This is a genomic window from Cloacibacillus sp. (genome assembly GCA_036655895.1).
Taxonomy (GTDB): domain Bacteria; phylum Synergistota; class Synergistia; order Synergistales; family Synergistaceae; genus JAVVPF01.
In genome coordinates this window covers 198,688-223,056 of sequence record JAVVPF010000001.1, presented here as the reverse complement: position 1 = coordinate 223,056, position 24,369 = coordinate 198,688, and the positions used below count along the sequence as shown (strand labels likewise).

The 24,369-nt window shown below is 55.1% G+C and carries 20 protein-coding genes, 2 tRNA genes and 1 other RNA gene; 13 read left to right on the top strand and 10 right to left on the bottom strand.

Features of this window, described 5'->3' with window-relative positions:
• The first annotated feature begins 60 nt into the window (after positions 1-60).
• From RRY12_01000 to RRY12_00960, 9 genes are all read left to right on the top strand, one after another.
• Entirely contained in the window at positions 61-2,415 is a 2,355-nt protein-coding gene (locus RRY12_01000; protein ID MEG2183240.1) for a Smr/MutS family protein, read from the top strand.
• The gene (gene yqeB / locus RRY12_00995; GenBank protein ID MEG2183239.1) at positions 2,396-3,205 is read left to right on the top strand and encodes a selenium-dependent molybdenum cofactor biosynthesis protein YqeB; all 810 of its coding nucleotides are present in this window, start codon (positions 2,396-2,398) and stop codon (positions 3,203-3,205) included. The genes RRY12_01000 and yqeB overlap by 20 nt, the downstream gene beginning before the upstream one ends.
• 93 nt (positions 3,206-3,298) lie before the next feature.
• Positions 3,299-4,129, top strand: a complete 831-nt coding sequence (locus tag RRY12_00990) for a PstS family phosphate ABC transporter substrate-binding protein (protein MEG2183238.1) — start codon at positions 3,299-3,301, stop codon at positions 4,127-4,129.
• A 21-nt stretch (positions 4,130-4,150) separates the two neighbouring features.
• Positions 4,151-5,065 (top strand): phosphate ABC transporter permease subunit PstC, encoded by a 915-nt coding sequence (pstC, locus tag RRY12_00985; protein MEG2183237.1) that lies wholly within the window; start codon positions 4,151-4,153, stop codon positions 5,063-5,065.
• The gene (pstA, locus tag RRY12_00980; protein ID MEG2183236.1) at positions 5,062-5,925 is read left to right on the top strand and encodes a phosphate ABC transporter permease PstA; all 864 of its coding nucleotides are present in this window, start codon (positions 5,062-5,064) and stop codon (positions 5,923-5,925) included. The genes pstC and pstA overlap by 4 nt, the downstream gene beginning before the upstream one ends.
• Positions 5,926-6,765 carry a phosphate ABC transporter ATP-binding protein PstB gene (gene pstB, locus RRY12_00975; protein ID MEG2183235.1) on the top strand — a complete coding sequence of 280 codons (840 nt, stop codon included), beginning with the start codon at positions 5,926-5,928 and terminating at the stop codon, positions 6,763-6,765.
• Positions 6,766-6,781: 16 nt separating this feature from the next.
• Complete coding sequence (gene phoU / locus RRY12_00970; GenBank protein ID MEG2183234.1) at positions 6,782-7,471, top strand: phosphate signaling complex protein PhoU; 690 nt, start codon at positions 6,782-6,784, stop codon at positions 7,469-7,471.
• Between the two features lie 3 nt (positions 7,472-7,474).
• Complete coding sequence (locus RRY12_00965; protein ID MEG2183233.1) at positions 7,475-8,173, top strand: response regulator transcription factor; 699 nt, start codon at positions 7,475-7,477, stop codon at positions 8,171-8,173.
• The gene (locus tag RRY12_00960; protein MEG2183232.1) at positions 8,170-9,933 is read left to right on the top strand and encodes a PAS domain-containing sensor histidine kinase; all 1,764 of its coding nucleotides are present in this window, start codon (positions 8,170-8,172) and stop codon (positions 9,931-9,933) included. The genes RRY12_00965 and RRY12_00960 overlap by 4 nt, the downstream gene beginning before the upstream one ends.
• Here RRY12_00960 and RRY12_00955 read toward each other — a convergent pair.
• From RRY12_00955 to RRY12_00925, 7 genes are all read right to left on the bottom strand, one after another.
• Entirely contained in the window at positions 9,889-10,395 is a 507-nt protein-coding gene (locus tag RRY12_00955; protein ID MEG2183231.1) for a hypothetical protein, read from the bottom strand. The two genes, RRY12_00960 and RRY12_00955, sit on opposite strands and share 45 nt — an antisense overlap.
• Before the next feature lie 42 nt (positions 10,396-10,437).
• Positions 10,438-10,537: signal recognition particle sRNA small type (gene ffs, locus RRY12_00950), an RNA gene on the bottom strand.
• 280 nt (positions 10,538-10,817) lie between these two features.
• On the bottom strand, positions 10,818-12,152 hold the full coding sequence (locus RRY12_00945) for a solute carrier family 23 protein (protein ID MEG2183230.1): 1,335 nt from the start codon (positions 12,150-12,152) through the stop codon (positions 10,818-10,820).
• A 79-nt stretch (positions 12,153-12,231) separates the two neighbouring features.
• Positions 12,232-13,425 carry a knotted carbamoyltransferase YgeW gene (gene ygeW, locus RRY12_00940; protein MEG2183229.1) on the bottom strand — a complete coding sequence of 398 codons (1,194 nt, stop codon included), beginning with the start codon at positions 13,423-13,425 and terminating at the stop codon, positions 12,232-12,234.
• A gap of 30 nt (positions 13,426-13,455) precedes the next feature.
• Complete coding sequence (locus RRY12_00935) at positions 13,456-14,649, bottom strand: YgeY family selenium metabolism-linked hydrolase (protein MEG2183228.1); 1,194 nt, start codon at positions 14,647-14,649, stop codon at positions 13,456-13,458.
• A 42-nt stretch (positions 14,650-14,691) separates the two neighbouring features.
• Positions 14,692-15,906, bottom strand: coding sequence for a diaminopropionate ammonia-lyase (gene dpaL / locus RRY12_00930; GenBank protein MEG2183227.1), 1,215 nt, complete (start codon positions 15,904-15,906; stop codon positions 14,692-14,694).
• 17 nt (positions 15,907-15,923) lie between these two features.
• Positions 15,924-16,568, bottom strand: coding sequence for a helix-turn-helix transcriptional regulator (locus RRY12_00925; protein ID MEG2183226.1), 645 nt, complete (start codon positions 16,566-16,568; stop codon positions 15,924-15,926).
• A 282-nt stretch (positions 16,569-16,850) separates the two neighbouring features.
• On the opposite strand from RRY12_00925, the gene ygfK reads away from it, so the two are divergent.
• From ygfK to xdh, 3 genes are read left to right on the top strand one after another with little or no spacing between them, the layout of a single operon-like run.
• Positions 16,851-18,911: a putative selenate reductase subunit YgfK gene (gene ygfK / locus RRY12_00920; GenBank protein ID MEG2183225.1), complete on the top strand. Its 2,061-nt coding sequence runs from the start codon at positions 16,851-16,853 to the stop codon at positions 18,909-18,911.
• Positions 18,863-19,813, top strand: a complete 951-nt coding sequence (locus RRY12_00915) for an FAD-dependent oxidoreductase (protein MEG2183224.1) — start codon at positions 18,863-18,865, stop codon at positions 19,811-19,813. Before ygfK ends, RRY12_00915 begins: the two co-directional genes overlap by 49 nt.
• A 41-nt stretch (positions 19,814-19,854) precedes the next feature.
• Entirely contained in the window at positions 19,855-22,437 is a 2,583-nt protein-coding gene (gene xdh / locus RRY12_00910) for a selenium-dependent xanthine dehydrogenase (protein MEG2183223.1), read from the top strand.
• A gap of 87 nt (positions 22,438-22,524) precedes the next feature.
• On the opposite strand, the gene RRY12_00905 is transcribed toward xdh, so the two are convergent.
• The 3 genes from RRY12_00905 to RRY12_00895 all read right to left on the bottom strand — a co-directional run bounded on the left by RRY12_00905 (position 22,525) and on the right by RRY12_00895 (position 23,816).
• On the bottom strand, positions 22,525-23,418 hold the full coding sequence (locus RRY12_00905) for a proline iminopeptidase-family hydrolase (GenBank protein ID MEG2183222.1): 894 nt from the start codon (positions 23,416-23,418) through the stop codon (positions 22,525-22,527).
• Positions 23,419-23,651: 233 nt separating this feature from the next.
• A tRNA-Glu gene (locus RRY12_00900) sits at positions 23,652-23,727 on the bottom strand.
• Positions 23,728-23,742: 15 nt separating this feature from the next.
• Positions 23,743-23,816: transfer RNA gene (locus RRY12_00895), tRNA-Gln, on the bottom strand.
• Between the two features lie 223 nt (positions 23,817-24,039).
• On the opposite strand from RRY12_00895, the gene RRY12_00890 reads away from it, so the two are divergent.
• A complete protein-coding gene (locus tag RRY12_00890; GenBank protein ID MEG2183221.1) occupies positions 24,040-24,300 on the top strand; it encodes a hypothetical protein in 261 nt (86 codons plus the stop codon).
• Positions 24,301-24,369 lie beyond the last annotated feature (69 nt).

Below are 24,369 nucleotides of genomic sequence, written 5' to 3'. Positions count from 1 at the left end.
TATAATCCATCCGAGGGCAGAACGTAGCGAGGTATAGAAAACCAGAGGTAACCAAAGTAAATGTATATAGAAGAATCGGCCTATAAAAGCCTTGAAATAAATAAGATAATAAAGATGATCTCACGCAGGTGCAGGAGTGAGATAGGCGCTCTTGTCGCCGAAAACATGAAGCCCGCGGCCTCTATCTCAGAGCTTAAGATGCGCCAGCAGCTTTACAATGAGGTAGAAAAATACCGCGGCTACAAAGGCGAGCTTCCGTGGGGCAACAACATCGTCTCCGTAGCCTTCATGCTTGAGACCGCGGAGGAAAACGGACTGCTCACGGGCGACGAGCTTGTCGCCATCCGCACGCTGCTTGGACTCTCCGGCAAAATGCGCGCGGCGCTTGCATCTGCAAACGAAGAATATCCCTCATTTTCCGTGCTGCTGCGCAACATGCGTGACTTTGTTGCTGAAACGGAGATGCTTTCCGTAATAGACGACGACGGCCACCTGTACGACTACGCCTCCGAGAAACTTTCGCTCGTTCGCCAGCAGATGCGCGGGCTGAAAGAATCGGTGCGCCGCAAAGGACACGCGCTGCTCAACGACCCGTCGATTTCGGCGATGCTCCAGGAACGCGTGCTTGCGCTGCGCAACGGACGTCACGCCTTTTTAGTGCGGCAGGACGCACTTTCGCAGTTCCCCGGTTCCGTCATAGAACGTTCCGGCTCCGGCAGCAGCGTCTATATGGAGCCGCACTCGCTTATGGCGCTCAACAACGAATACAGCAAACTCTACGGCGAAGAGATGCTCGAAGAAACACGCATCTTCCGCGAATTTACCATAAAATTAGTCAGCCGCAAGAAGGGCATCATAGAGACCGAAAACGTGCTTGGCACGATAGACCTCTTCTACGCGCTCTCAGAGATGACACGGCTTTCCAAATGGCGCGTGCCAGACCTTTCGATGAAGACGGAATTTTCGTTCGTGCGCGCCCGCCATCCGCTTCTTGGTGAAAAATCGGTCCCCATTGAGATAAAATGCGGCGGCAAATTCCGCATACTTGTAATAACCGGGCCGAACACAGGCGGCAAGACCGTGGCGTTGAAAACTGCGGGAGTCTGCATCTACCTGGGCTGGCTCGGCTGGCCCGTGCCGGCCGGCGAAGGCTCGCTGCTTGGCGACATCGAAGGGCTATTCACTGACATAGGCGACGAGCAGAGCATAGAACAGAGCCTCTCGACCTTCAGCGCGCACATCCACACCGTGACGAACATCTTAAAAAAAGTGACCTCGCGCTCCGTCGTCATGCTCGACGAACTTGGAGCCGGCACAGACCCGGAGGAGGGCGCGGCCCTTGGGATCGCGCTGCTTGACTGGCTGCGCGAAAAAGAGGCGCTCGTGCTCGCCACCACCCACCATAACCCGATAAAAAGATTCGCGCTGACGACGGAACAGATAGAGACGGCAAGCGTGGAATTCAACAGCGCGACGCTCTCGCCGACCTACAGAATACTGATAGGCATACCGGGGCGCAGCAACGCGCTGCTCATAGCGGGCAAGCTGGGAATGCCTGATTCCATCATAAAACGCGCGGAAAGCGCCATAAGCGGCAACGAAATATCAATGGAAGACCTAATAACGGAACTGCACGAAAAACACACGGCGCTTGAACGCGAATCGCGCGAAGTGGAGAAGTCAAGAAAAAAACTGGCTGCCCTAGAAAAGGATTACGAAACGAAGATAAAAACGCTGGAAGAAAAACGCGACACGCTGATAGCTCTTGCTGATAAAAAAGCCGTCTCCATCGTGCGCAACGCGGAAGATTCAGCGCGCGCCCTCATAAAAAACATGGCAAGCGCGGAGGCTGAATCAGAGGCGCGGCGTGAGCTTGAAAAAAAGCGCAGCCACTTCCACAAGATAGAGGATACCGCCATCAAACGTGAAGAGAAAAAAGAGGCGGTAGAATCCGTCGCGGCGACCGGCCATCTTCTAAAAGAGGGAGACACGGTCCAGATACTCGGCACAAATAAAGAGGCCGTCGTCATCGAGGTGCGCGGCAAAAAGGCAAGAGTGCAGGCGGGCATAGCCGAGATAGAGGTGCCCATCTCAAAACTCAAGCTGAATGCCAAAAAAATAAAAATGCAGGCTCCCTCGGTGCAGATAAAGGTTACGCGCCCCACGGGAGTGCCAAGCTCGATAATGGTGCGCGGCATGACCATCGACGAGGCTATGCCGATGGTTGAGCAGTACCTTGACCAGGCCTACTGCGCGGGCTACGGCTCAGTCACCGTCATACACGGACGCGGACAGGGCATACTGCGCCGCGAGGTGCAGGAGCTGTGCAAGCGTCTGCCCTACGTGCTCGACCATAATTTAGGAGGCCCCGGCGAGGGCGGTTACGGAGTCACCATTGTCAACTTTAAAAAATAATTTGAGCGATAACGACGTCCCCATCATCGTGCGCGGCGGCGGCGACTTGGCAACCGGCACAGTTTACCGGCTGCGCAAGGCGGGCCTTCCAGTCCTCGTGCTGGAAACCGCCTGCCCTACCACGGTGCGACGCGCCGTTTCCGCCTCGGAGGCGGTCTTTGCCGGCTCCTGCATGGTGGAGGATATGCCGTGCCGCCTCATCTCAGATATAAATGATTTCGACGCGGGCACGGTCTGCGTGCTGGTTGATCCCGAAGGGCGCGCTATCTCCAGCCTTCGCCCAAAGATAGTGATAGACGCGATAATGGCAAAACGCAACACCGGCACCTTTGTCCACATGGCGCCTCTTACTATCGGCCTCGGCCCCGGCTTTCGCGCGCCGGACGACGTTTTGTTCGCCGTCGAAACGATGCGCGGGCACAGCTTGGGTCGCGTCATCACGGACGGTATGCCTATTCCCGATACGAGGCGTCCCGGCGTCATCATGGGTTACGGCATAGAGCGTCTTCTTCGCGCGCCTGCGGCGGGCAGGCTTACGCCGCTTAAAAAAATCGGAGACGTCGCGGAGGCCGGAGAGACCGTCGGCTTCATCTGCGGCGAACCTGTGAAGGCCGTCATCTCTGGCGTGATACGCGGTCTGATAAATCCCGCCGTGGAATGTACGCCAGACATGAAGATAGGCGACATCGACCCGCGCGGGCTTCGTGAATACTGCTTCACCATCTCGGATAAATCACTTTCCATCGCGGGCGGCGTTATGGAGGCTGTGAGCCGTTTTTACAGCTCATAGTCCCGCCGTTACATTTCTGTTACATTTACTGAACACATCGTTAACCAGTGAAGGCTATACTCCTAAGTACAATATAAATAGGAGGAATTGATTATGAAAAAGTTATTTGGTCTTCTGACGGCGGTTCTATTCCTTGCAGCCGCGACAATGGGCGAAGCGGCCACAATCGTTATGGACGGTTCAACGACGGTGCTTCCGTTTGGACAGGCCGCGGTGGAACAGTTCATGAAAGAAAATCCCGGAGTGAAGTTTTCAGTATCCGGCACAGGAACGGGCAACGGATTTAAATCACTGGCCGACGGCAGCGCCCAAATTGCAAACGCCTCGCGCTTCATCAAAGACTCTGAAATACAGAGCTGCATGGCGAAGAAAGTCTACCCCGTACCCTTCGCGGTCGCGCTTGACTGCATCGTCCCCATCGTACACAAGTCAAACCCGGTAAAAAGCCTCACACAGGCCCAGCTCAAAGATATATACACAGGCAAGACGACCAACTGGAAAGCTGTCGGCGGCCCCGACCTGCCCATCGTCGTAGTGGGACGCGACACCAGCTCCGGCACCTACGGCACATGGCAGGAAATGATCCTCGACAAGGGCGGCAAGGCGCGCGTCACGCCTAGAGCGCAGGTTGCCGCCTCAAGCGGCGCTATGCTCTCCTCCGTCAGCAAAAACAAGAACGCCATCGGATATGAGGGCATGGGCTACGTCAACAAGACCGTCAAAGGCCTTCAGGTCGACGGAGTGACGGCCTCGGCAGTAACGGCGCGCAACGGAAAATATTCCCTCTCACGCTTCCTCTACATGTTCACAAAAGGCTGGCCGGAAGGTGAAGTGCTTGACTTCATGATGTTCATGCAGAGCGACGCGGGACAGAAGATAGTAAACGGCACAGGTTTCGTATCACTCCGCGAGCTTAAGAAGTAGCGGCGGGAAGGCGGAGGTTCTATGAACAGCAAAGAGCGGGGCGCGGCTGCCATAAAAGAACCGGCCTTCGGAGGCAGAGGGGACAGGGTAATGTCCAGGGCAGTCTTTGGAGTGGCGGTCTCCGGGATAATCATCCTCATCTTTATCCTTGGATTCCTTGTGGCGAACGGTCTGCCGGTGCTCGCGACAAATCCCCTCTCTCAGATACTTTTCTCTGCTGAGTGGTATCCAACAGAAGAACCTCCAGTGCTGGGGATGGCGGCGCTAATAGCGGGCACGCTTGCCGCCACCCTCCTTTCAAGTCTGCTCGCTATCCCTGCGGCGCTCGCTCTTGCGGTATTCACCGCGGAGATAGCGCCGCGCCGCATGAGGAACGTCTTTAAGGTGATGCTTGAGATGCTCGGCTTTCTTCCTTCGATAGTGCTGGGCTTCATAGGGATGATGCTGATAGCGCCGTGGATGCAGGAGCACTGGAACATAGCAAGCTCCCTCAATCTTTTGAACGCCTCGATACTGCTGGGCTTCCTCATAATACCGGTAGTCGCGTCGCTCTCAGACGAAGCGCTGGCCGCTGTGCCGATAGAGATGCGCGACGCCTCCTACGCGCTGGGCGCTACGCGCATCGAGACCATCATGAAAGTCTGCGTGCCCAGCGCGCTTCCTGGAATAACCGCGGCGGTGCTGCTTGGGATAATGAGGGCGCTGGGGGAGACGATGGTCGTTTTGATGGCGGCTGGGGGAGCCGCTATCGTGCCGCACCTCTTAACAGACCCGATACGCCCGCTCACCTCGACGATAGCGGCTGAGATGGGAGAGACGCCCGTAGGCAGCATCCATTATCACGCGCTCTTTTTCGCGGGGCTTATCCTTCTTCTCATGACTCTTGTAATAAACCTCCTCTCCCTATATATCGAAAAAAGAGGCGTAAAAAGATGAACCGTACATTTTTTCGTATGGCGTGCGACAAATTCGCCACATTGCTCTTTTACATCTGCGCACTGATGCTTGTCGCAGTGATAGGCGCGCTTGCTTTCTTCATCGTAAAAAACGGAGCCGGAGTGATCTCGTGGGAGTTTTTAACGGAACCGCCTAAAGACGGCATGATGTCCGGCGGCATACTTACTCCGATAATAGGCACGGTGCAGCTTGTGCTCGTCTCAATGGGCGCGGCCCTTCCGATAGGCATAATGACGGGGCTTTACTTCGCCGAATACGCGAAAGACACATGGTTCGTCCGGCTGATGAGGATATCCATACGTTCTTTGGCGGGCGTTCCGTCCGTCATCTTCGGACTCTTCGGCCTCTCGCTCTTCGTCATCTTTCTGAACTTCGGCTCCTGTCTGCTCTCTGCCGGACTTACGCTTGCGTGCCTCTCTCTGCCGCTCGTAGTCACAGTTTCGGAACAGGCCTTCCTCGCTGTGCCGCAGGATTACCGCGACGCCTCCTACGCGCTCGGCGCTACGAAATATCAGACGATAATAAAAGTGGTGCTGCCTTCGGCGGCCTCTACGATAATAACGGGCGCCATCCTCGCGGTGGGCCGCGTGGCGGGAGAGACGGCGCCGATAATGTTCACGGGCGCGGCCTATTTCGCGCCGGATGTAGCGACCAGCGTATTCAGTCAGGTGATGGCGCTTCCGTATCACATATACGTGCTGGCTACCTCCGCTACTGACCCGGAGGCTGCAATGCCGATAGAATACGGAGCTATTCTTGTGCTCATCGTGCTCGTCATGAGCACAAGCGCGGTCGGAGTTATAGCGCGCGCAAGGCTTGAAAAAAGGAGCGGCAGATAGATGGATTTTATTGAAAAGAAACTTGAAAAGGTACTGAAAGAGGACAAAAAATTATGGAGCGAGAACGCGCGCGACGAAGCCGCGTTTGAGGCGCAGATAAAGACGCGCGGCGTCAACCTCTTCTACGGCGCTCATCAGGTGCTGAAGGATATAACCTTCGACATGGGACGAAACATGGTGACGGCCTTCATAGGCCCGTCGGGGTGCGGCAAGAGCAGCTATCTGCGCTGCCTCAACAGAATGAACGACTTTATTGCCACCGCGCGCGTCGACGGTATAATTGAGATAGACGGAGAGAACATCCTCTCGCCGGCCACGGACGTAATAGCGTTAAGGCGCAAAGTCGGCATGGTCTTTCAGAAGCCGAACCCGTTTCCGATGTCAATATACGACAACATCGCCTACGGGCCGCGCCTCAATGGAATAAAAGACAAGGCGCGCCTCGACGAGACGGTCGAAAAAAGCCTTCAGGGCGCGGCGCTCTGGGACGAGGTGAAAGACAAGCTGAAAACCTCGGGTACGGGGCTCTCCGGCGGGCAGCAGCAGCGTCTTTGCATAGCGCGAGCCATTGCCACTCAGCCGGACGTGCTTTTGATGGACGAGCCGACCAGCGCGCTCGACCCGATGTCGACGCTGCGCGTAGAAGAACTGATAAGCGAGCTCAAGAAAAACTATACTGTGGTCATAGTGACGCACAACATGCAGCAGGCGGCGCGAATCTCCGACTACACGGCCTTTTTCCTTTTGGGCGACCTGATTGAATACGACAAGACCGCGAAAATGTTCACCTCTCCGCACGACAAGCGCACAGAGGATTACATTTCGGGCAGATTTGGTTAATGGAGGGAGTGCAGCGATGAACACGATCAATCCGCGCAAAAGAATAGAAGAGGACCTGGCCTCTTTGAAGAGCATGGTCTACCGCATGAGCGGGCTTGCCTCTGAATCTCTTGAGAAATCCGTCTGGGCTTTGAAGACGAGAGACGAAGAACTTTCAAAGACGGTGCTCGAAGAGGGCGACATCATAGACGCGCTCGAAGAACGCATAGACGAATCCTGCATGGAATTTGCCGCAAGGTACCAGCCTCTTGGCGAAGATCTGCGCGTAGTCGTCAGCCTCATGCACATCGCGGTGGACATAGAGCGCATAGGAGACTACGCGGAAAACATAGCTAAAGTGACGCTCTCGCTCGCCGGCAAGCCGCCGATAAAGCCGCTCATCGACATACCGCGCATGGTGGAGATAATAAAAGAGATGCTGCGCATCTCAATGAGGGCCATAGATATGCACGACGGCGCCGAGGCGCTGAAGGTCTTCCCGCTCGACGACGAGGTAGACGACCTTGAAAAGCAGATAATGCGCGAGCTTCTTATGATGATGATGGAAAAAACTGACCGCATCGAAGCCTCCTTCAAGCTGATAAATGTGGCGAAGACGCTCGAACGCGCCGGCGACCACGCGACGAACGTGGCCGAGAGGATAGCCTACATGTACACGGGGCGTCCCGTAAAAGCCAGCGAATACAGACGCAAGAGGATGGAATGAGGCATGGCCCAGAAAATACTTGTAGTTGACGACGAGGAGAGCCTGGCCGGGTTCATCTGCCGCGCTCTTCGCAACAACGGATACAAGACGGTCTGCGCCTACGACGGCGACACGGCGCTTTCTCTCATTTATGAGGAGGCCCCAGACCTTGTCATACTCGACCTCATGCTGCCGCGCATGGACGGCTGGGAGATATGCCGCAGAGTCAAGTCCGATGCAGATTTGAGCCACATCGCCATCTTGATGCTCACGGCTCGCAGCTCGGCCGAAGACGTCGTGCAGGGTCTTGACTTGGGCGCCGACGACTACATGAGAAAGCCCTTTCCGCTCGACGAACTTCTCGCGCGCGTCCGCGTCCTGCTGCGCAGAGCGCAGAGCACATCTGACAGCCGCAAGGTGATAGAGGAGGGCGACTTCATTCTCGACACGTCGGAGAAGGAGGCGCGTTTACGCGGCGCGCTGCTTGATTTGAGCCCAACGGAATATTCCATCCTTGAAGCGCTTGCGCGCCGCATGGGACACACCGTCTCCCGCGACGAACTGCTCAGAAAGATATGGGGAATGTCGGGGGGAGATACGCGCACCGTAGACGTGCATCTTTCGAGGCTGCGCAAGAAGCTTGACGACGGAGGCACGCCCACGCTTGCAGCTCAAACGCTTCGCGGCCGCGGCTATCGCCTGGCGTGGGAGGAATCAAAATGAGCCTTAGAAACCTTACGCTTAAAAAGAAAATAGCGCTGCTCATGACCTCCGCCGTGCTGGCCATTGGCCTCACAACCTGGATGCTGCTCTTCCACGCGGAAAAACGCGACGCTATAAAGTACACGGAGAGCTTGCTCACGCGCAATCTCGACATCATGGCGGAGGCTGGAGAAAAGGACGGCATCTCCGGCGTCAACCAAATAGCGCAGGTCTGGAGCAGGCTTTTTCCAGACGGACGTATAACCGTCATCAGCTTGAACGGCGACGTCATCTCCGACAGCAAGGTCAACCCGGGCCAGATGGAGAACCACTACACGCGCCGCGAAGTTATAGAGGCCTTCGCAAGCGGCGCGGCCTCGGAAATGCGCTACAGCAAAACGCAGAGAGAATGGCAGATATATATGGCGCGCAGGGTGATAGTTCCCGGTACGCCGGGCGACGCCTATGTCATCAGAGCCTCTTACCCTATAGCGAAGCTTTCCGGCCTTGTTAAAAATGTCAGCGTTCCATTTATAAAATATTTCTCGCTCATTCTTATCTTAGTTTGGCTCGTCGCCTATCTGCTGCTTAAAATAATCCTAAAGCCGATGCACGCGCTAAGCGAAGCGGCGCTTTGCATAACGAAGGGCAAAAGAGCACGCTTTCCGCTCACAGGAGACTGCGAGACGCAGACGCTTTCAAACACGCTGAACGAAATGCAGGACGCGCTCTTTTCCACGATAGCGGAGGCAAAGGAGCGCAAAGAGGAGCTTTCGCAGCTTGTAGGCGCGCTCCCGATAGGCGTCGTTCTCTTCGACGACGAAAAGAAAATACGTTACATCAACGAAGAGGCGGCGCGTATATGCGGACTTTCCGCAGTGCCCGCGCGCGGCTCCTCGGTGGAGCTTGCGCTTCCGTCGCACGAGCTGTGCGGAATGCTTGACGAAAAAGATCAGCGCAGACGGATAAACATCCCTGGGGCCGGGATATTCTGCATAGAGGCCACGACGCGGAGCCTGCCTAGAGGCAGGATGATAGTGCTGCTTGACCTGACGGAAAAGGCGCGCCTTGAAGAGCTGAAAAAAGATTTCTTCATAGACGCCGGACACGAGTTCCAGACGCCGCTTGCGATAATTCGCGCGGGGCTTGAACTGATGAAGAGCGAGCCGCAAATGTCTGCGCCGGAGCGAGCGGAGGACCTAGATACGATAAACAGCCTCATCCAACAGCAGGAAAGGATAAGCGGCCTTGTAGACGACCTGCTGCTTCTGGTGCGGCTTGACTCGGAGCCGGAGGCTAAAAGCCCCGAACGAATCAAAGCGGCGGAGATGGCGGAGGAGATAATCGACGACCTTTCCGTGCTTCCGTCAGACAAAGAAGTTGTGATGACAATCGTGCAAAAGTCGCCGGACGCTGAAATATCGGGCAGTTTAAGCGAGCTGCGCAGAGCCTTCCTCAATATTATAGACAACGCCAGGAAATATACCCAGTTTACAGAAAGTCAAAGAGGCGAAGTTAAGATAACAATAGAGGAGGACGGCGCCCACATCAAAATAACCGTCGATGACAACGGCCCGGGAGTGCCTGAGGCCGACAGACGGATGATTTTTGAGCGGTTCCACCGCGGCGACGCGCACAGGGCGCGTGGCGGTAAAAAGAGCGGAGGTTACGGGCTGGGGCTGTCGATATCGCGCAGGATAATAGAGCGCAGCCATGGAACGCTCACGCTGGGTGTTTCAGAGCTGGGAGGAGCCGCCTTCGTCATCAGACTTCCCAAGTAGTATATCTATAACGCCGGCGGCGCCGCTGCTTTCGCCAGTGAAGGAGTCTATCAGCTCGCTTTTGCGCGCTATATACAAATGCCAGAGAAACTTGAACTCGTCATGTTTGAACAAGAGGCTGGAGGCGTGAAAACTGCGTTTCCAGCCTCTTGCTTCGTCAGGTACGGCCATCATTTCCGCCATTGCGAAGGCGCACCGTTCCGTTATCTTTACTGGAAGCTCTGTGACGGAGAGGCTCTCGTCGGGCGTGTAGACAATAGGGTGGATGTCTCCGCGGCAGAGCGTGATCCTGCCGTTTGAGGCGTCCGCAATGACGCTTTTTTGTTCAAGCTTCACGCCCATGAAAAGGCCGCGTTCCATTATATTTACGGGGAAAATGTAGGCGGGCGACAAGAGCAGCCTGTCGCCGCTTATCGGCGTCACTTTGAACGGCAGAAAACCATTTGGCCTCTTGTCTGACATTTTGTCGCCCTCCAAAAAGTGAAATAAAAAATGCCCTTTACGGGAACCCCAGCGCTCCCATGGCACCCGCAAGATTCCGCTTATCGCTGCTTCCTTCCGGACCTGACGAGGTTCACGGGCTTACGCCGCATGGGACTGGAGTGCCCGTAAAAGGCACATCACCGGAAACTCTGTGGTTCCAAGTGACGCTGGTCATTATATCGTATATGCCAGAGTATGTCAAAAAACAGAGCGAAGAGCGGCGCGCGATAAATATAACGACCGGCTTCAGTCGTGGCCGGTCGTTTATGAAAGGGCTGAAAGGCATCTCTTCCGGCCATTTGTATTTTTATATTTTATTCATTTAGTGCCTATTCCTATCTGGCAAACGGCGTAACCGGCTTCGCGAGGATTGCGCACTTTTGCACGACGCTTGCGCTGCTTTACAGGCCGCCGCGTGCAGCTTTGTCACGCGGGATCGCTATGTTCAATATTACGGCTACGAGCGTTGCGATGATAACTGACGAGGTGCCGAATATCTGATGCACGTATGGTGGGATGCCGGGGCCGGCCAGGACGTTAGCCACCTGCGAGACGCCTACCCCAAGTGCCACGGCTATACCAGCCACCGCGCTGTTTCTGGCGGAGAGCCCGGCGGAGAGGATGAGCTTCATTCCGGTCATAGTTATCGCGGCGAAGACTGAAAGTGTGGCTCCGCCTATGACGGCGGGCGGTATCGTGGTGAGCAGCGCCGCGAACTTCGGAAGAAGCCCCGCCACCAGCAGGATGAGCGCGGTAACGGCCACGATGTGTCTGTTGACGACTTTTGTTGTGGCGAAGATGCCGACGTTCTGGCTGTAGGTGGCAAGCGGCAGGCCTCCGATGAAGGCGCCGAGCGCGCTTGAAAGCCCGCTGCTTATGATTCCGCCGGAAAGTTCGCGGTCTGTCGGTTCTCTGTCCATCGCGCCTACTGTGGTAGCCGAGATGTCGCCGATTGCCTGGATGGAGTTCACTATGAACATTATGACCATCGAAAGTACGGCGGTCAGTTGGAACTCAATCGGGAAATAAAAGGGCTTTGGAAGCTGCACCCAGCCGGCCGCCGTCACCTGCGCAAAACCGACCATGCCTAGCGCGCAGGAGAGCAGGTAGCCCGCGAGCAGCCCAAGCAGCACGGAGGCGAGCTTCATGAAGCCCTTCACAAAATGGCTGAAAAATAGCGTAGCGCCGAGCGTAAAAAGAGCAACTCCCCAGTTCCGCGCGGAGCCGAAGTCGGCGCAGCCTGCGCCTCCTCCCATGTAACGAATTGCCACCGGGTATAGCGAAAGCCCTATGGTAAATACGACGGTACCGGTGACTATCGGAGGAAAGAGCGGGCGCAGACGCTTTATGAAAAGTCCTACCAAGACCGCAGTGAGGCCTCCCGCTATCTGTGCCCCGAAGATGGCGGCAAGGCCGAACTGTCCGCCTATCGCCATGAGCACGGGCACGTAGGCGAAGCTTGCACCCATGATGAGCGGCAGCCGTGCGCCAAGACGTCCAAAGAGCGGATAGGCCTGCACCGCGGAGGCCGCGGCCGCCAGCACCAGCGACGCCTGGATGAGAATTACGGAATTTTCCGGCGATTGCTTGGTGACCGCGCTGATCAGTATGGCCGGCGTGATGCAGCCTACGACCATCGCGACTACGTGCTGCATCGCAAGTGGCAGCGCCTCCGGCAGCGGCGGCATACCGCCGTCAAGTTCAAATAAAATGCTCGAATTGCCTGTTTCTGGCATTTTTATACATCTCCTTGATTGGGCCGCCGCGCCGGTATATTCTTATATTTGCCGAAGGGCGCCGTTTTTTTTGGGGAAGCTACTGCATAAGGCGCGCGTTATTTTTCTTTTCAAGCGACGCAAGAGCGGCCTGCGGGTCTTTCATTTTGCCAAGGAAGATCATCGCCGCTATGATGTAAGGCTTGAAGCTGGCCTGTTTGTAAAGAGGCACGCGATAGCGGTCAAAGACGCTTGCGGCGACTTCGCCCTGCGCGCAGCTGACGCCTGTGATGTCGGCCGGCAGGCAGTGCAGATAGAGCGCGCGCCCATCTTTGGTGCTCTTCATCATCTCTTCCGTGCATTCCCAGTTTTTGAACTGCGCGTTGTGGGCGAGCAGCTCTTTTTCCAGCTTGTCGATGCCTGCGAAATCGCCCGCGCCGTAAAGGTCGGTGCGTTTTTCCATCGCCGTAAAGGGCGCCCAGCTCTTCGGGTAAACGATGTCCGCGCCCTGGAAGGCCTCTTCCATGCAGTTTGTCTTGCGGAAGGAGCCGCCGGAGGCCGCCGCGTTTATCTTCGCCACCTCTTCGACCTCGTCCATTACCTCGTAGCCCTCGGGATGGGCCAGCACGACGTCCATGCCAAAACGTGTCATAAGCCCGATGACGCCCTGCGGGACGGAGAGCGGTTTGCCGTAGGAGGGGGAGTAGGCCCATGTCATGGCCACTTTTTTGCCCTTTAGATTTTCAATGCCGCCAAGTTCGTGGATGACGTGCAGAGTGTCGGCCATCGTCTGAGTGGGGTGGTCTATGTCGCACTGGAGGTTTACGAGCGTCGGGCGCTGCTCGAGTATGCCGTCCTTGTAGCCCTCTTTTACGGAGTCGACAATCTTGTGCATGTAGCTGTTGCCTTTGCCGATGTACATGTCGTCGCGGATGCCTATGACGTCCGCCATGAACGATATCATGTTCGCCGTCTCACGGACGGTCTCTCCGTGGGCCACCTGCGACTTGCCCTCGTCCAGGTCCTGCACTTCGAGGCCGAGCAGGTTTGCGGCGGAGGCGAAGGAAAAACGCGTGCGCGTCGAGTTGTCGCGGAAGAGAGAAATCGCAAGGCCGCTGTCGAATATGCGCGGCGAGATGTTGTTTGAGCGCAGCGTCCTCAGCGCGTCGGCTACGGTGAAGACCGCGTCGATCTCGGAACGGCACTTCTCCCATGTGAGAAAGAAGTCGTTATTGTACATATCCGCAAAGTCAAGGCCGTTAAGTTTGCTTATATAGTTTTTCATAAGTGACATGATATTTTATCCTCCCGAAGTGGTATTAGGTTATTTGCAGTAGAGCGCCGGCACCGCGGCGTAGACTGCGGCGCATTTTACGAGGTCGTCTTTCCATGTTATTTCGTTCGGCGCGTGGGCCTGAGCCTCTTTGCCGGGGCCAAAGCCGATGCACGGTATGCCGAAGCGTCCCATTATTGAGACGCCGTTTGTGGAAAAGGTCCACTTGTCTACAAACGGGTCGCCGTACATGCCGCGGAAAGATTCGGCCACAGCCTGCGTCGCTTCATGTTCCTCCGGCAATACCCATGTGGGGAAGAAGCATTCCGTGGGGTAGGAGAGGCCGCGCCAGCTTGGGCGCGAATATTTGTACATAGTTACCTCTGCGTTGTATTTCTGTACCGAGGCGAGCGCGCGGATCTCATCCAGCGCCAGCTCCCATGTCTCACCGTCCGTCAGTCGTCTGTCTATAGAAATGGCGCACATGTCCGCCACAGCGCAGCGTGACGGCGAATTGTAGAAAATTTCTGACACCGCAAGCGTGCCTTTGCCGAGGAACGGGTCTGTGTGCAGGCGGCAGTTGAGCGCCTTCACCTCGTTTATTATCTCAGCCATCTTGTATATGGCGTTGTCCCCGCGTTCAGGGGCGGAGCCGTGGCAGGAGACGCCCTTTACCTCGACGCGTATCTCCATGCGTCCGCGCTGACCGCGGTAGATGTTGCCGTCCGTAGGTTCCGTTATGACTACGAACTCCGGCCTCACTTTGTCCTCGTTTATGATGTACTGCCAGCAGAGGCCGTCGCAGTCCTCTTCCTGGACGGTGCCCGTCACCAGCACCTTGTATTTATCGGAGAGCAGCCCCAGCTCCTTCATTATTTTCGCGCCATAGACGCTTGACACTATGCCGCCGAGCTGGTCGCTCGTGCCGCGTCCGCCGATTTCAGTCTCGTTCTCATAGCCCTCGTACGGGTCGAACTTCCAGTTTGAAAGCTCGCCAAGGCCGACCGTGTCGATGTGGGCGTCAAAGCCTATCAACTTTTCTCCGTTTCCCATATAGCCGAGCACGTTGCCCATAGGGTCTATCTCAACTTTGTCAAAGCCGACCTTTTCCATCTCCTGCGCGATGCGCTTTATTACAAACTCTTCGCCGCAGCTTTCGCCCGGTATCGCCACAAGATCGCGCAGAAACTTTGTCATGTCGCCCCTGTAACTCTCAGCCGCCTTTTTTATTGCGTTGAAATCCATCGTTAAAATCTCCTTCTATAATGATATAGGTAGTTGTTGTGCTTATTGATTTTTGGAGTAGGCGCCGTCCCATACGACGCGCCTGTAATTCTCAGGGTCGGTGTCGCCCTCTGTGGAGAAGAGCAGTATGCTTGAATCACTGCCTATCGCAAGTTCCCTGCGAAGCGCCTCCATCGCGTCGTCCGTCATCAGCGCGTGAAGTAAGCCTGCCGGAGCCGCGCCAGATTCGCCAGATATGACGCGGGTGTCATTTGCCAACGGCGCGCCCAGCACTCGCATACCGTCTGCCGCAGCCCAGTCCGGCAGCGAAACAAAGGCGGCCGCCTGGTCTTTTAAGATTTTCCACGATATGGTGTTCGGCTCGCCGCAGGCAAGTCCCGCCATTATCGTCTGCATGTCGCCGTCTACGATGCGTATTGAGCCGTCGCCAGCGGCGGCCGATCTGTAAAGGCAGTCCGCCTTGTTTGATTCTACGACGACAAAAGTCGGCGTATTCTTCGGATAGATGTTGGCAAAATATCCCGCGACCGCGCCTGCGAGCGACCCTACGCCCGCCTGGATGAACACATGCGTGGGCGCGGCGCCCGTCGCTTTTGTGAACTGTTCGTCCGCCTCCATCGCCATCGTGCCGTAGCCCTGCATTATCCACGCCGGTATCTCTTCGTAGCCGTCCCACGCAGTGTCCTGGACGACAACTCCGCCGGGCGTCTTTGACGCGGCCTCTGCCGCCTTTCTCACGCAGTCGTCGTAGTTGAGCTCTTCTATCGTGGTGAGCGCACCCTCTTTTTGGATGTTGTCAAAACGCGCCTTCTGCGAGCCTTTCGGCATCATGATGACGGACTTCTGTCCCAGCTTGTTTGCCGCCCACGCTACGCCGCGCCCGTGGTTGCCGTCTGTCGCTGAGAAAAAGGTAAGCTCTCCCGCCTCTTTTTTTAGCTCGGGCGAGGTAAGTTTTTGATAGGAGAGCTCCTCAATGGGGCGTCCTGTAAGCTGTGAGATGTAACGCGCTATGGCGAAGGAGCCGCCAAGCACCTTGAAGGCGTTCAGCCCGAAACGATAAGATTCGTCTTTGACGAATAAATTTTTGACGCCGTAAAAGGCCGCGAGTTTCTCAAGCTTGGCAAGCGGCGTCACTGAATACTGCGGGAAGCTCTCGTGAAAGGCGCGCGCCGCCTTCACGTTGCCTGGCGCCATTATCTCAAGCCCGTTGTCCTCAGATTTTCGCATATTGTTTGCCGCGTATTTGATGGATTCCATACCTGCACCTCCGAATATTAGTTGTTTGAATCTGATATGTCGATGTAGTTGTATAGCGTAAACTTTGAAATTTTAAAAATTTTGCAGATCCGGTCGCCCGATTTCAATATCTGAAAGGCGCCGTTTTTTTTGAGGTACTGGACGGCCTTTATCTTGTCCTCTTTTTTCATCATTGGAACGGGTTTTCCGACGCTTGCCACGGCGCCGTCGATAAGTTCATCAAGCAGCTCGCCGACGTTCTGCGGGATGCGCTCCGGCTCCTGCTGCGGCGGCGTGATGTTCAGAAGTCCTTTGATAGTGGCTTCCGCCATCGCAAGCTTCGTCACGTCGTAGTTGATGCTGAATATTCCAGTCGGGCGTCCATCGTCGTCTCTTATATAGATAGTGGAGGATTTTATAAGCCGTCCGTCGGAGCTTTTCGTCAGGTAGTCGTAATTGTCGCGCAGCGCCTCAGGCGCGCTGTTTAAGGCGTCCAGCACCACGCGGGAAGGGCCTCCTCCTATTTCGCGGTGCGTGACGTGGCCGTTTTCTATTGCGGCTATCGTGCTGCATTTATTTTCAGAGTCAAGATCATGGATGACCACCTCGCAGTCCTCTCCGAACTGCGCCGCCAGCCCCTTTGCAAGCCGTTGAAGAAAATCCAGCGTTAGTGTGTTCTGCATGTAATCATTATCCTCTCGCATATTCTGCCGTTATCCATTAGTTTAGTGCTTGATTTTTATTGAATATAACACATAAATCTTGTTAGTCAATAGATTTTATAAAAACTTTTTAGAATACATTAAAAAAATTTTTGCGAAACAGTTGATTTTCAAAATCAATATGGTAGAATCAAGGTTGTATAAACCAACTGTCAAAATATAATTAAACAAAAAAGCGAATGCGCACAATAATATCATGAAAAAAATAATTCGAAAAAATATTTTCGAAAGGAAGATGTCAAGATGAGTGACAGAATGACTCCAATACCGTTTGATCTGATGATGCGCCAAATACTGGATGATATGAAGGGCGGCCGCGGTGTTTTCGGCGTGCACAGAGCCTTTTGCGCGCGGGAGGGCTCGGCTCTGCCGTTTATGGGAGGCGAGCTTGAAACGCCCTTTGGCCCCGCCGCCGGGCCGCATACGCAGCTTGCGCAGAACATCGTCTGCGCCTATTTCGCCGGGGCGCGCTTTTTTGAATTAAAGACTGTGCAGACGCTGGACGGGGAAGACCTTCCCGTCGCGAAGCCCTGCATAGACGCACGCGACGAATGTTACAACGTGGAGTGGTCCACAGAGCTTACCGTCCCTCAGGCGATGGAGGAATACATCAAGGCATGGTATGCGATAAAGCTGCTGGCGAAGGAATACGGCCTTGGCGGCGCCGGCGGTTTTGCCTTCAACATGAGCGTAGGCTATGATTTTGAGGGCATAACGTCGCCTAAAATAGACGGCTTCATTGAAGGGCTGAAAGACGCTGGAAAAACTGCCGTCTGGAGAGAATGCGAGTCGTGGGCGCTTGCAAACGTAGACGGCTTCGCAAATGTAGACGCCGAATATATAAAGGCTATTTCGCGCCGCGTATGCGATTCAATAACGCTCTCCACGCTGCACGGCTGTCCGCCTCACGAGATAGAGCGCATAGCCTCCTACCTCATCACAGAAAAGAAACTGAACACCTTCATAAAATGCAACCCGACTCTGCTTGGCTATGAATTTGCGCGGATGAAGCTGGACGAGCTAGGCTTCTCCTACATTCAGTTCGACGACAGGCATTTCCGCGAGGATATGCAGTTCAAAGACGCCGTGGCGATGATAGAACGGCTCATGCCGCTTGCGGAAGAGGCGGGAGTCGCCTTTGGAGTGAAGCTGACGAACACCTTCCCGGTGGATAATCCTAATGACCTCCTCGCCGGAGATGAAATGTACATGTCGGGCCGCGCGCTCTTCCCCCTGACGCTTGAGGCGGCGCGAAGACTTTCAACCGCCTTTGACGGCAGACTGCGCATCTCATGGTCTGGCGGCGCCGACGCGGAGAACATAGCCGCGCTCTGCTTCGCCGGGATTTGGCCCGTGACGCTCGCTACGACGCTGCTTAAGCCGGGAGGCTATCAAAGGCTGACGCAGCTTGCTGAAAGCCATCTTTTGAGCAGTGGTCTTTCCTTTACCGGGGTGGATAATGAAAAATTAAAAAAACTGGCGGCGGAGGCGTCGCTTGACAAAAAATATAGAAAACCGGCAAAGCCTGCCCCGTCAAGAAAAATAGAAAAAAGCGTGCCGCTCACAGACTGCTTTATAGCGCCGTGCGAGGAGGGGTGTCCGATAAATCAGGACGTGCCAGAGTATCTGCGTCTTGCCGGCGACGGCAGATTCACCGACGCGCTCTCCGTAATCCTCGACAAAAACCCTCTGCCCTTCATAACCGGGACTATCTGCAATCACCGCTGCATGAGCAAATGCACGAGAAATTTCTACGAAGAGCCGGTCGAGATACGCGCGGTAAAGCTGCTTTGCGCGGAAAACGGCCTTGAAGGCGCTCTGCTTGCGCTCCCGCGTCCCGCAGTCCACAGTGATGCTAAAGCCGCGATAATCGGCGGCGGCCCCGCTGGAATGGCGGCGGCCTATTTCCTGGGGCGCAACGGCATAAAGGCAACTGTCTTTGAAAAAAGCTCCGATTTTGGCGGCGTGGTGAAGAGGATAATACCCGATTTCAGGATAGCGGGCGACGCCATCGAAAACGACGTAAAAATAGCCTCCGCGTTTGGCGCGGAGTTTGTGGCAAACGCTCCACGCTACAGCGTCGACGAGCTGAAAAAGGCCGGCTTCAAATACGTGATAATGGCAAACGGGGCATGGAAGCACGGAAAGCTCAAACTAAAAGAGGGCGAAACGACGGACGTTTTTGATTTCCTTGAAAAATATAAAAACGGCGAATGCGGCGAGGTCGGGGAAAGCGCATCCCCGGAGTCCAGAAGGTGGCGCTCATCTATCGCAGGACGAAGGCCTACATGCCGGCGGAGCTAGAAGAACTTGAACTGGCGGTAAAGGACGGAGTCATATTCCGCGAGCTTTTGTCCCCGCGCAGCTTCCGCGACGGCGTGCTATTATGTGCGAAGGTCAAACTTGGCGAGCCGGACGAAAGCGGACGCCGTTCCCCGATAGAGACGGATGAGCTTGTTGAGATACCAGCCGACATGGTAATAGCCGCCGTCGGAGAAGATGTTGAAAGCGAGCTTTTCACCGACAACGGCATAGAGGTTGACGGCAAAGGCCGCGCGATATGCGGCAAAGATCTTGACGTAAACATAGAAAACGTCTACGTGGCCGGTGACGCAAGGCGCGGCCCGGCAAGCGTCGTAGAGGCGATAGCCGACGCAAGGACCGCAGCTGACGCAATAGCGCGCGCGGAGGGCCTTACGCCATACGGCGCGCCTCTGACTGAGGGCTGCTGTGAGTCAGAGGCCCGCGTCCGCAAAGGTATGCTTGCCCAAGCGGGCGACGCGCGGTTTGAACCTCAGCGCTGTCTTGAATGTTCCACAGTATGCGAGAACTGCGCAGACGTCTGCCCGAACCGCGCAAACGCCGTAGTGACCGACGCAAAGGGCGCGCCGCAGGTGATCCATCTGGACCCGCTGTGCAATGAATGCGGCAACTGTGAGAGCTTCTGCCCGTGGAGCAGCGCGCCTTATAAAGATAAATTTACCTTCTTTGCGGACGAAAAGAGTTTTTGCGACAGCTCAAATTCTGGCTGGCTGCCGCTTGGCTTTGGCTGCTACGCCGTGCGCCTGAACGGAAAGATCTATAAAGGCGCGCTTGCGGAGCTTGCGAAAGAAATTCCATCTGATATAACAGGGCTGATAACGGCGGCGCAAATGCAGCTCATAATCACCGGAATGATAAACAAACACCAGAACAAGACGCTTTAAATAATGACTGCCGCCGCGGTCGATTGAGGGAGAGGATATAAATGGGAGAGTTATATCAATTCACCGTAAATGGAGAGGCCCAAGAAACTGCCCAAGACAAGCCGCTTCTGCGTTATCTGCGCGAAGACCTTAAACTGCATTCCGTAAAGGACGGATGCAGCGAGGGCGCGTGCGGCACCTGCACGGTAATAATAGACGGAAAGGCGGTGCGCTCCTGCGTACTCTCTACAAAAAGGGCCGCCGGTAAAACTATCGTGACGACAGAAGGACTGACCGGCGGCGAAAAAGAGGCCTTCGTCTACGCCTTCGGCGCGATGGGCTCCGTGCAGTGCGGCTTCTGCACCCCGGGAATGGTGATGGCCGGAAAGGCGCTGATAGACGTCAATCCAGACCCGCCAGAAGAAGAGATAAAAAAGGCGATACGCGGAAACGTCTGCCGCTGCACCGGATATAAAAAAATAATAGAAGGCATACAGCTTGCCGCGGCGATACTGCGCGGCGAAAGACGGATAGAAAGCGCGCTTGAAGAAGGCGGCGCTTTCGGCGTAGGAGCGCGCGCCTTTCGCATAGACGTGCGCGAAAAAGTCCTGGGCTATGGAGAATATGTGGACGACGTGGAGATGGAGGGCATGGCTCATGCCTCAGCGGTCCGTTCACAGTACCCGCGCGCCCGCGTCATCAAGATCGACGCGGCCTCCGCGCGTGCGCTGCCCGGAGTGCTTGCCGTGCTTACGGCGGAGGATGTCCCGCACAATAAGGTAGGACACATCCAGCAGGACTGGGATGTGATGATAGCCGAAGGTTCCGTGACGAGGTGCGTCGGCGACGCCCTCTGCCTTGTTGTCGCGGAAAACGAAGCGGTGCTCGCCGAGGCAAAAAAACTCATAAAGATAGACTATGAACCGCTTGAGCCGGTGCGGTGCGTGAGTGAGGCGATGGCCGAAGGCGCGCCGCTCGTTCACGAAAAGGGCAACCTCTGCCAGTCTCGCCACGTCATGCGCGGCGACGCAAAGAACGCACTCGCCGGGTCAAAATATGTTGTGACGGAGAGCTACAGCACGCCGTTCACGGAACATGCCTTTTTGGAGCCGGAATGCGCGATAGCCTTTCCGTATAAAGACGGAGTCAAGGTCTACACCTCCGACCAGGGGGTATACGACACGCGCAAAGAGATAGCCATAATGCTTGGCTGGGAGCCTGAGCGCATCGTTGTGGAAAACAAGCTTGTCGGCGGCGGCTTCGGAGGCAAGGAGGATGTATCCGTGCAGCACATAGCAGTACTCGCCGCGCTGAAGACCGGACGGCCCGTCAAGGTGAAGCTGTCAAGAAACGAGTCAATAGCCTTTCACCCGAAGCGGCACGCGATGGAAGGGACGTTCACGCTCGGCTGTGACGAAAACGGCCTCTTTACCGGGCTAGACTGTGAGATATATTTTGACACAGGGGCCTACGCCTCGCTCTGCGGACCGGTGCTAGAACGAGCCTGCACTCACTCCGTTGGGCCCTACTGCTACCAGAACACAGACATACGCGGCTATGGGTACTACACAAACAACCCGCCCGCCGGCGCCTTTCGAGGCTTCGGCGTCTGCCAGAGCGAATTTGCGCTGGAATCGACCATCAATCTACTTGCTGAAAAGGCCGGCCTGTCTCCGTGGGAAATACGGTGGCGCAACGCGATAGAGCCTGGGCGCATACTGCCCAATGGACAGATAGCCGACCGTTCCACCGCGATGAAAGAGACGCTTGAAGCCGTGCGTGAAGTCTACGAGAAAAACGCGGGGCGCGCCGGCATCGCCTGTGCAATGAAAAACGCCGGCGTTGGCGTAGGGCTGCCGGACAAAGGGCGCGCCAAGCTCGTCGTGCGGGACGGCGTGGTCGAAATATATGCCGCAGCCTCCGAGATAGGGCAGGGCTGCGCCACGGTCTTTGTACAGATGGTCTCTGAAGCCGCAGGGCTGTGCCGTACGAAGATAAAAAATATGGGCAGCAGCTCAGAGCTTGCGCCGGATTCCGGCACCACCTCCGGCTCACGCCAGACGCTGATAACTGGTGAGGCGGTGCGCATGGCAGCAGCACAGCTTGCTTCGGCAATGCGCGAAGCGGACGGTGACGTTACCGCACTTGAAGGCAGAGAATTTTACGCCGAATACTTTGAGCCGACCGACCCGCTCGGTTCGCAGAAGCCAAACCCAAAGAGCCACATAGCCTACGGATTTGCAACGCACGTCGTCATACTCGACGACGAAGGCCGCGTCAAAGAGGTCTACGCCGCGCACGACTCCGGCAAAGTCGTCAACCCCACCGCGATACAGGGGCAGATAGAGGGAGGCGTCCTAATGGGGCTTGGCTACGCGCTTACTGAAAGGTTTGATTTGAAGGACTGCGTGCCGCAGAATAAGTTTGGCACGCTGGGCCTGCTTAGGGCCGACCAGATACCGGAGATACACGCCATATACGTCGAAAAAAAGGAGCTGCTTGACGCGGCCTACGGAGCAAAGGGAATAGGTGAAATAAGCGCCATCCCAAGCGCCCCGGCGGCGGCCGGCGCCTACTACGCAAAAGACGGCCTCTTTAGAAGAAAGCTGCCGATGGAAAAGACCTTTTATTCCAAGGACAAATAGCGATTTAAATACAGCCGTTGCAAACGCATGGTGAGGCCGCACGATAACTTCAAGTCGGCCTCATCATGCGTTATTATCATCATTTACTCAGAAACGCTCGTAGAAGTTGCGCAGCGTCCAGTAAAAAATTTTCGGCTGTTCAAGATACGAGGTCTGAGAGGCGTCTGGGATTATCGCCATCCTTGAGCCAGGTATCAGCGAGCGGAAATACTCGCATGTCGTCTGCCTCACCTGGTCGAACTCGCCGCAGACGAACATCACCGGTATCTTTATCTCATGCAGGCGCGCTGTGAGGTCTATATCTTTTAATATGCCGGTGCAGGTAAATTCACTCGGCCCCCACATATATCTGAATACCTTCATGCCGGAGTCCGTCTTAGGTTCAAATGCGCCCGGCTGACTGTAGCTTGAAAGGTGTTCCCTGCGGAAGTGGAAATTCCTGTTGTATTCGCCGATTATTTTTTGATAGAGCAGATTGTCGAAATGCACCTGGCTCTCGCAAAGCTCTACAGAGGCCAAGTAGTTGTTTCCTAACTCGGAAAGACGCAGCTTTGCGTCGCGTATCCATAATTCCGTGCTCAACAGAGGACTCACCATTGTGATAGAGGCTATGGCCGTATTTTGCGTGCGCAAAAGATATTCCGCCGCGAGGTAGGCTCCCCATGAATGCCCTATGAGGTGAAGTTTTTGCGCGCCTATGCCCCCTACGACAGCTTCAAGCGTCTCGATATACCGATCAGGCGTCCAGAGAGATTCTTCGCCTGTGTGGTTTGCCTCGTCGCTTCCAAGCTGATTGTACATGTACATCGTATGATGCTCCGCCAGCATCTCAGCCATTGGCTTAAACGAATAAAAATTTCCGCCCGGGCCACCGTGGATATAGAGCGCCGGTATTCTTTGCGTGTTATCTTCACCGAGCTTTGTAAGAGAGACAAAACCTCCCGGTACGTTCACATATTCTGTTGTGACATGCATCACCATCTGGGACACCCCCTTAACGATAGTGCCATTTAAATAAAATATGTATCCTTAAATAAATTATATCACATAATTCAGAATATTCCATTTACGCGACAGGTGACAACCAGAGGTGAAACGCGGAGGGTGTTCTCAAAAAATTTTTTGCCATCCTACAGACAAGAGGAGTGCTATGCGCACTCCTCTTTCGCCTTGCTATCGTCCGTATTGCCTCTTGCGAGGGTGCGGAGTATATTTGGCAGTCCCTAGGAGATTCGAACTCCTGTTAACGGGCTGAGAACCCGACGTCCTAGGCCCCTAGACGAAGGGACCACATTGCTGTGATTTTGGCTGGGGTACAAGGATTTGAACCTCGATTACCTGATCCAGAGTCAGGCGTGCTGCCGTTGCACCATACCCCATCGTGGGCCGAACGGGAATAATTATACCTGATTTTCGCCTCCTGTCAACAATTAAATGAAAAAACTTTAATACGTACTATAAGTAATTAAAAATAATGAGTAGAATACAAGCGCCGCAGACGGCGAGAACGCGTGAAAATTGTATGTTTAAACTAAGTATGATAGACTATTAGTGTAACGACTTGTCTATTAATATTATATTATTAAGCGAGGTGTGTTTTATATGAACTGTTATCAGATCATGGCAGTTAGGATTTTTGACAGGGATAAGTGCGCGGTTGAGGTGCAGAAGGTGCTCACGCAGTATGGATGTTCTATTCTCACGAGGCTCGGTCTTCATGACCAGTCTGTGCCAGGCACCTGCTCACCGGCGGGACTTCTTGTGCTGCAGCTTTGCGGCTGCTCCGCGGAGTCAAAGGAGCTGGAGGAAAAGCTGAATGCTCTTGAAGGCGTAAAAGCACGCCTTGTAGACCTTTCAGACTAATACCCGTATTCAGATAAAAAGGCAGAGGCGCGGCCCTTCGGGCTCGCTTCTGTTTTTTTCATTATGGAG